4 protein-coding genes are annotated in these 4,655 nt (G+C 60.9%); 3 read left to right on the top strand and 1 reads right to left on the bottom strand.

The annotated features are described in order from the left end of the window. The 3 genes from infB to truB form a co-directional block, all read left to right on the top strand. Positions 1-1,961 (top strand): translation initiation factor IF-2 (gene infB / locus ACRXB1_RS31045; RefSeq protein ID WP_449494224.1); only part of this gene is annotated, 1,961 nt, incomplete at its 5' end. 97 nt (positions 1,962-2,058) lie between these two features. Then, complete coding sequence (rbfA, locus tag ACRXB1_RS31040; protein ID WP_062000891.1) at positions 2,059-2,454, top strand: 30S ribosome-binding factor RbfA; 396 nt, start codon at positions 2,059-2,061, stop codon at positions 2,452-2,454. 3 nt (positions 2,455-2,457) lie between these two features. After that, complete coding sequence (gene truB, locus ACRXB1_RS31035) at positions 2,458-3,387, top strand: tRNA pseudouridine(55) synthase TruB (protein ID WP_449494223.1); 930 nt, start codon at positions 2,458-2,460, stop codon at positions 3,385-3,387. Positions 3,388-3,434: 47 nt separating this feature from the next. Here truB and ACRXB1_RS31030 read toward each other — a convergent pair. Next, positions 3,435-4,655, bottom strand: a 1,221-nt coding sequence (locus ACRXB1_RS31030; protein WP_449494222.1) for a DHA2 family efflux MFS transporter permease subunit, incomplete at its 5' end; no start/stop codon positions are given.

Below are 4,655 nucleotides of genomic sequence, written 5' to 3'. Positions count from 1 at the left end.
TGGCTACGGCTGCACCGTCGCTCGGACCGGACAAGAAGAAGGCCGGCGGCAAGAGCAGCTGGCAGGACGATGCAGCCAAGCGTCGCGGCATCAAGACGCGTGGCGACACCAGCGGCGGCGTAGACCGTGGCTGGCGCGGCGGCCCGAAGGGTCGTGGCAAGCATCAGGACCAGACCAATTTCCAGGCGCCGACGGAACCAGTGGTGCGCGAAGTGCACGTGCCGGAAACGGTATCGGTGGCGGATCTGGCGCACAAGATGTCCGTGAAGGCTTCGGAAGTCATCAAGGTGATGATGAAGCTGGGCCAGATGGTCACGATCAACCAGGTGCTGGACCAGGAAACCGCGATGATCGTCGTGGAAGAACTGGGTCACAGCGCGGTTGCGGCCAAGCTGGACGACCCGGAAGCGTTGCTGGTCGAAGGCGAAACGCAGGAAGAAGTGGGCGAACGCCTGCCGCGTCCTCCGGTGGTCACGGTCATGGGTCACGTCGACCACGGCAAGACCTCGCTGCTCGACTACATTCGCCGTGCGAAGGTTGCATCGGGCGAAGCGGGCGGGATTACGCAGCACATTGGCGCTTACCACGTGGAAACGCCGCGCGGCGTGATCACGTTCCTGGACACGCCGGGTCACGAAGCCTTTACCGCCATGCGTGCCCGCGGTGCGAAGGCAACGGACATCGTGATTCTGGTGGTCGCTGCAGACGACGGCGTGATGCCGCAAACGAAGGAAGCCATCGCTCATGCGAAGGCGGGTGGCGTGCCTATCGTCGTGGCGATCAACAAGATCGACAAGCCGGGTGCCGCTTCCGAGCGCGTGAAGCAGGAACTGGTCGCTGAAGGCGTCGTGCCGGAAGAGTACGGTGGTGATTCGCCGTTCATCGAAGTGTCGGCGAAGACGGGTGTTGGTATCGACAGCTTGCTGGAAAACCTGTCGCTGCAAGCGGAAGTCATGGAACTCAAGGCGCCTATCGATGCACCCGCCAAGGGCCTCGTGATCGAAGCAAAGCTCGACAAGGGCAAGGGCCCGGTTGCAACGATCCTGGTGACATCGGGTACGTTGAATCGTGGCGACATCGTGCTGGCAGGTACGGCTTTCGGGCGCGTCCGGGCCATGCTCGACGAAACCGGCAAGCCGATCAAGTCGGCGGGTCCGTCGATTCCGGTCGAAATTCAAGGCCTGTCGGAAGTGCCGGGCGCGGGTGAAGAAGTCATGGTCCTGCCGGACGAACGCAAGGCGCGTGAAATCGCCTTGTTCCGTCAAGGCAAGTTCCGCGACGTCAAGCTGGCAAAGCAGCAAGCCGCGAAGCTGGAAAACATGCTGGAGTCCATGACGGAAGGCAACGTGCAGAACCTGCCGTTGATCGTCAAGGCCGACGTGCAGGGTTCCCAGGAAGCGCTGGTGCAGTCGTTGCAGAAGCTCTCGACCAACGAAGTGCGCGTGCAGATCGTACACAGCGCAGTTGGCGCGATCAGCGAGTCGGACGTCAATCTGGCGACCGCGTCGAAGGCGGTCATCATCGGCTTCAACACGCGTGCGGATGCTCAGGCTCGCAAGGTGGCGGAGTCGAACGGTATCGACATTCGTTACTACAACATCATCTATGACGCTGTGGATGAAGTGAAAGCGGCAATGTCGGGCATGCTCTCGCCGGAGAAGCGCGAAGTCATCACGGGTATGGTCGAGGTTCGTCAGATCATCCGTGTGCCGAAGATCGGCGCGATCGCGGGTTGTATGGTGACCGACGGCGTGGTCAAGCGGAACTCGATGGTTCGCGTGTTGCGCAACAACGTGGTTGTCCACACGGGCGAGATCGATTCGCTCAAGCGCTTCAAGGACGACGCCAAGGAAGTTCGCCAGGGCTTCGAGTGCGGTATCTCGCTGAAGAACTACAACGACATGGTCGAAGGTGACCAGTTCGAGATCTTCGAAGTGACCGAAGTCGCACGTACGCTATAAAAGATTCACCGCTGGACTCGAGGGCGGAGTGGGCTTCACGCCCGCTCCGCCCTTTTTATTTGCGGCGTCCGGCGATACACAAATTATCGGAAATATCATGGCCAAGAAACGTACTTCCCCTAACCGCAACGTGCAGATTGCGGATCAGATCCAGCGCGATCTCGCAGAATTGGTGCGTGACGTGAAGGACCCGCGCATCGGCATGGTGACGTTTCAGAGCGTCGAGCTGACGCCCGACTACGCGCATGCAAAGGTGTATTTCACGACGCTGACCGGTGACCCGAAGGAAACCGAAGCTGGCCTGAATCACGCAGCGGGCCATTTGCACAACCTGCTGTTCAAGCGCCTGCATATCCATACGGTGCCGACGCTGCATTTCCACTACGACCAGACCGTCGTGCGCGCGGTGGAAATGTCGAAGCTGATCGACGAAGCGAATTCCACACGCGCCAAGGACGACGAAGAGCCTGAGCAAGACGAAAAGGGCGCTTGATCGATGAACGGTTCCGCTCGTCCGAAGATCCCGCGTCGTTTGCTCGACGGCGTGTTGCTGCTCGACAAACCCCTCGGCCTTTCCAGCAACGACGCGCTGATTCGCGCCAAGCGGATTTATCTGGCGAAAAAAGCCGGGCATACCGGCACGCTCGATCCGCTCGCGACCGGTTTGTTGCCGCTGTGCTTTGGCGAGGCGACGAAGTTTTCGCAGGATCTGCTCGAAGCCGATAAAACCTACGAAGCCACCATGCGCCTCGGCGTGCGCACGACCACGGGCGACGCGGAAGGCGAGGCGCTGGAAACGCGCGAGGTCACCTGCGACGAAGCCGCGATCCACGCGGCAATGACCGGTTTCCGCGGCGACATCACGCAAATTCCGCCGATGTATTCAGCGCTCAAACGCGACGGCAAGCCTTTGTACGAATACGCGCGAGCGGGGCAAACCGTCGAGCGCGAAGCGCGCAACGTGACCATCCTCGCGCTTGAGATGATCGCGTGCGCGTTGCCGAACGTGACGTTTCGCGTGACGTGCAGCAAGGGCACGTATGTACGCACGCTTGCTGAGGATATCGGTGAAAAACTCGGGTGTGGGGCGCATCTGGTAGCGCTGCGGCGCACGGGCGTCGGCACGTTGACGCTCGAAAACGCTGTGACGCTGGATACGCTTTCGGAGGCAACGCCCGAACAACGCGATAGCTGGCTGCAACCGGTCGATGCGCTGCTGTCGACATTTCCGGCCGTTCTTCTCGACGCCGATGCCAGCCGCCGCTTCACGCAAGGTCAGCGGCTCAAGCTCGCGGATATCAGCGACGCGCCGGCGAATGCGGATCGTGTGCGCGTTTATTCGCGCGACGAAAAACGTCTGCTGGGCGTGGCCCGAGCGGGCGAGGGTGTGCTGGCGCCCGAACGGCTGGTGGTATCGGCAGGATGAGAAAAGCCACGGCATGCCGTGGCTTTTTCACATGAATCAAACCGGTTTTAATGTGCCGCCGAAGCCGCCGCGGCCGAATCCCCGCCGCCCGAGCGCTCGGGTTTGGTGATCCAGATCAGCGCAATCAACGCGACAAAAATCGCCGCCGATATATAGAACAGATCGTTCACGCCCAGTTGCGCGGCCTGCTGGGTCGCCATGCTGTTGAACAGCCCATACCCTTGTTCCTTGCTGAGCCCGGCCGCGCCGAACTGCTGCATGGACGCGTTGAAGTTCGGGTTGTACAGGTTGGCCTGCTCGACAAGCTGCGCGTGGTGCACGTTCGACCGGTGATCCCATGCTGTCGAGAATATCGATGTCCCTATGCCGCCGCACATGATCCGCACGAAGTTCGATAACCCCGACGCCGCTGGAATCCGGTTGCCCGGCAAGCCCGACAACGTGATCGAGACCAGCGGAATAAAGAACCCCGCCATGCCGATGCCCTGGATCACCGTGGGCAACATCAGCGTGAACGTATCGACGCCCGTGGTGTAGCGCGAGCGCATCCAGAACACCAGCGCGAACACAAGAAAGGCGCCCGTTGCGATCTTGCGCGGATCGATACGTGGCAGGAACTTCCCGACCACGGGCGAGAGCAGGACCGCGAACAACCCGACTGGCGCGAGGACCAGGCCGGCGTCGGTAGCGGTGTAGCCAATATCGGTTTGCAACCACAGCGGCAACAACACGAGGTTGCCGAAATACAGCCCATAGCCAATCGCCAGCGCGATCGTGCCGCCCGTGAAATTGCGCAGCTTGAAGAGCGAAAGATCGACGACCGGATGTTCCTCGGTCAGTTCCCACACAATGAAGAACGCCAGCGCGATGACCGCGATCAATGTCAGCACCACGATGGTAGTGGAATTGAACCAGTCGAGGTCCTTGCCTTTGTCGAGCATGACCTGCAGCGAACCGACCCAGATCACGAGCAGGCTTAAACCCACCGTATCGATAGGCGCCTTGCGGATCACCGAATCGCGTTCCCGGAAGATTGCAAACGTGGCAATCGCGGCAATGATGCCCACCGGAATGTTGACGTAGAAAATCCACGGCCACGAGATGTTATCGGAGATCCAGCCGCCCAGGATCGGGCCGGCGACAGGCGCGATGAGTGTGGTCATCGACCACATGGAAAGCGCCATGGGCGCTTTTGCCCGCGGGTAACTCGCGAGCAGCAAGGTCTGGGAAAGCGGGATCATCGGGCCGGCGACCGCGCCTTGCAGCAA

The organism is Caballeronia sp. M23-90 (genome assembly GCF_053574605.1).
Note: the sequence above shows the minus strand (reverse complement) of the source record. Positions and strands in the feature narration are given on the sequence as shown.